This window comes from Streptomyces bohaiensis (assembly GCF_012033785.1).
GTDB classification, from domain to species: Bacteria; Actinomycetota; Actinomycetes; order Streptomycetales; family Streptomycetaceae; genus Streptomyces; species Streptomyces bohaiensis.
Map to the genome: position 1 here is coordinate 1 of NZ_JAAVJC010000385.1, position 3,370 is coordinate 3,370.

5 protein-coding genes are annotated in these 3,370 nt (G+C 74.2%); 3 read left to right on the top strand and 2 right to left on the bottom strand.

Annotated features, from left to right (window positions below):
* Positions 1–90: 90 nt before the first annotated feature.
* Positions 91–903: an enoyl-CoA hydratase-related protein gene (locus HCN52_RS22970; RefSeq protein WP_168090351.1), complete on the bottom strand. Its 813-nt coding sequence runs from the start codon at positions 901–903 to the stop codon at positions 91–93.
* Between the two features lie 305 nt (positions 904–1,208).
* On the opposite strand from HCN52_RS22970, the gene HCN52_RS22975 reads away from it, so the two are divergent.
* Entirely contained in the window at positions 1,209–1,376 is a 168-nt protein-coding gene (locus HCN52_RS22975; protein ID WP_103500878.1) for a DUF3117 domain-containing protein, read from the top strand.
* Positions 1,377–1,490: 114 nt separating this feature from the next.
* Here the strand turns inward: HCN52_RS22975 and HCN52_RS22980 are convergent, their stop codons facing one another.
* Positions 1,491–2,141, bottom strand: a complete 651-nt coding sequence (locus HCN52_RS22980; RefSeq protein ID WP_168090353.1) for an O-methyltransferase — start codon at positions 2,139–2,141, stop codon at positions 1,491–1,493.
* A 157-nt stretch (positions 2,142–2,298) separates the two neighbouring features.
* Between HCN52_RS22980 and sigE the strand changes: the two genes are divergently transcribed.
* Positions 2,299–3,099 (top strand): RNA polymerase sigma factor SigE, encoded by an 801-nt coding sequence (sigE, locus tag HCN52_RS22985; protein WP_209314882.1) that lies wholly within the window; start codon positions 2,299–2,301, stop codon positions 3,097–3,099.
* Positions 3,089–3,370, top strand: a 282-nt coding sequence (locus tag HCN52_RS22990; RefSeq protein ID WP_312876846.1) for an anti-sigma factor family protein, incomplete at its 3' end; no start/stop codon positions are given. The genes sigE and HCN52_RS22990, both read left to right, overlap by 11 nt.

Genomic DNA, 3,370 nt, shown 5'->3' on the forward strand with positions numbered 1-3,370 from the left:
GGCCGGCGGCGAGCCGCCCGCCGGGGGCGCCGACCGCGGCTGACCCGCGGCCGGTGCGCCGGGTGCGGACGCCGCAGCGGTGTTCGGCCGTCAGCGCCCCTCGAACACGGGCCGTTCCTTGGCCACGAACGACGCCACCGCGGCGCGGTGGTCGGCGCTGGCCCCGGCCTCCCGTTGCAGCGCCGCCTCCAGCTCCACCGTCTCCGCCAGCGAGTGCGAGCCGCCGAACGCCATCGCCCGCTTGATGGCCGCGTAGGCCACCGTCGGGCCGGCGGCGAACGCCAGCGCCACCTCGCGCGCCACCGCCGGCAGCTCCCCGTCCGGCACCACCCGCTGCGCGATGCCCAGTCGCTCGGCCTCGGCGGCGTCCACCCGGCGCGGCATCAGCAGCAGCTCCGCCGCCCGCGCCGGACCGACCGCGCGGGGGAGACTCCAGGACAGCCCCGAGTCGGCGCCGAGCCCGATGGCGGCGAACGCGGTGTTGAACGAGGCGCTCTCCGCCACCACGCGGTAGTCCGCGGCCAGCGCGAACCCCAGACCCGCGCCCGTCGCGACGCCGTTCACTCCCGCCACGACCGGCTTGGGCATCGAGGCGATGGCGAGCGTGATCGGGTTGTAGTGGTCGGCCACCGTCCGCATGGCGCTCCCCGGCCCGGCCGCCCCACCGGCGCCGTCCTCCGCCGCCAGCGACCGCACGTGCTCCTTCAGGTCCTGGCCCACGCAGAAGGCCCGCCCGGTGCCGGTCAGCAGCACCGCGCGCACCCCGCCGTCGCCGCCCGCCTCGGTCAGGGCGTCCCGCAGCGCCTCCTTGGTCGCGGTGTCGAGGGCGTTCATCGCGTCGGGGCGGTTCAGCGTCACGACGGCGAGGGAGTCGGTCACGGCGTACTGCACGGTGTCGGCCATGTCGGACAGCATGACGCAGCGTCCATCGAACCGTACCCGTGCGTGCATGTGAGCTGGGTCAAACCCCGCGCGCGGTCCGCCTGCCCCCGGCCCCCGGCTCTGCCGGGGCGGTGGCGGGGGCCGCCCGGGAAGGCAGCGGACTGCCCCGAGGGGCGGTCCGGGACGCCGCTGTTGGTCATCCGGTCGTCCCATGCGGGATAATGAAGGCGAGGCAATCTGTTCGAGACCGGCGCACGCGCAGAACGCGCGCGCGTCTTGGTGGTCTCCGGGCGGATGATGAGCTGGTTTCAGGAAGGGGAACGAGCATGGCGGCCATGAAGCCGCGGACGGGCGACGGCCCGCTCGAGGTCACCAAGGAGGGGCGGGGCATCATCATGCGCGTTCCGCTCGAAGGCGGCGGGCGTCTCGTCGTCGAGCTGACCCCGGACGAGGCGGTCGCGCTCGACGAGGAACTGAAGAAGGTGTGCGGCTGACCGGCTGACAGCCGCAGTACCGAGGGAGAACATCGCCCCGGAGCGCACGCGCGTTCCGGGGCGCCCTCCTGCTCCGGACGCCACGGGCGGGGCGGGCCCCGGGCGCACCCGCTCTCAGCGGCAGGTGGCGCAGAGCAGGCCGTCGCCCACCGGCAGCAGCGCCGGTACCAGCCGGTCGCTCTCCCGCAGGGCCCGCAGCAGCTCCCGGAGGGTGAGCACCGTGGTGGTCTGCGCCGAGGAGTCGACGGTGTCACCGCCCGAGAAGACCCCGGAGAAGCACAGCACGCCCCCCGGTCGCAGCAGCCGCACCGCCTCGCCGAGGTAGTCGAGGTACTCCTCCCGATCGCCGTCGCAGAAGACCAGGTCGTAGCCGCCGTCGGTCAGCCGCGGCAGCACGTCCAGCGCACGGCCCGGGATCAGCCGCGCCCGGTTGCCGGCGAAGCCGGCGGCGCGGAACGCCTCGCGGGCGAACTGCTGCCGCTCCGGCTCGGTGTCCATGGTGGTCAGCACGCCGTCCGGCCGCATGCCCAGCAGCAGGTACAACCCGGAGACCCCGGTGCCGGTCCCTATCTCCACGACCGCCTTGGCGTCCGCGGTCGCGGTCAGCAGCCGCAGCGCGTCGCCGCAGCCGGGGGAGACGCTGGCGACACCGATCTCCCGGGAGCGGTCCCGGGCCCAGAGCAGCGCCTCACCGGCGGCGGTCCCGATATCCGGGACACCGTACGCGTCGGCGAACGCCCAGCTGGTGTGCCGGTTGCCGGTAATGGCACTCTCCTGTCCCCGTCAGTCGCGGCACGACTGTATCGAGTCCGGCGGGGAACCGGACGCGGGGACCGTACGTTCTCCCGGTGCACGGGGCCATCCGCCCGGCGGCGGAAAGCAGGCCAATAATCCTTATCCGGAGCTAACGGGCGAGGTGACTATGGTTGGCACTCCACTGGACACCAGAGCCGACAGGGGAGGTGCGGCCGCGTTCGGTTCCCGGGGCGTTCTGCGCCGTATCCGGGGCGTCGCCGGCGGGCCGAATTCTGTGACCGACAATGCTGCACGCGCCCAGGTCGTTCCCGCCGCCGGCTTCCGGACGGACGGTGCGTCAGCTGCCGGCGCCGCCCCCGACACCGGATGGACCCCTCCCAGTTGGGAGGAGATCGTCTCCACCCACAGCGCCCGCGTCTACCGGCTCGCCTACCGCCTGACCGGCAACCAGTACGACGCCGAGGACCTCACCCAGGAGGTCTTCGTCCGCGTCTTCCGGTCGCTCTCCACCTACACCCCCGGGACCTTCGAGGGGTGGCTGCACCGGATCACCACCAACCTCTTCCTGGACACGGTCCGGCGCAAGCAGCGCATCCGTTTCGACGCGCTGGGGGACGACGCCGCCGAACGGCTCCCGAGCAGGGAGCCCTCACCGCAGCAGCACTTCAACGACACCCACTTCGACGCCGACATCCAGCAGGCGCTCGACACCCTCGCGCCGGACTTCCGCGCCGCCGTGGTGCTCTGCGACATCGAGGGGCTCAGCTACGAGGAGATCGCCGCCACCCTCGGTGTGAAGCTCGGCACCGTGCGCAGCCGGATCCACCGCGGCCGCTCACACCTGCGCAAGTCGCTCAGCCACCGCTCGCCGTCCGCGCCGGAGCGCGACGAGGTCCTCGACGCCGCTCCCGTGCTCGCGGGCGCGCCGTCCGCTCGTACGGGGGAGGCTGAACCGAGTGAGCAGTGAGCAGCATCTGGGGGACAGCCTCGCCGCGCTCATCGACGGCGAGCTCTCCCACGACCACCGCGACCGCGTCCTCGCCCACCTCGCGACCTGCGCCGGGTGCCGGGCGGAGGCCGACGCCCAGCGCCGGCTGAAGAGCGCGTTCGCGCAGACCCCGCCGCCCCCGCCCTCCGAGACCCTGCTGGCGCGGCTGCAGGGGCTGCCCGCGGCCCCGGCGCACGGGGACGAGGACGACGCGGGCCGCCCCGGCGGCTGGCCCGGCGCCTCCGGCGCC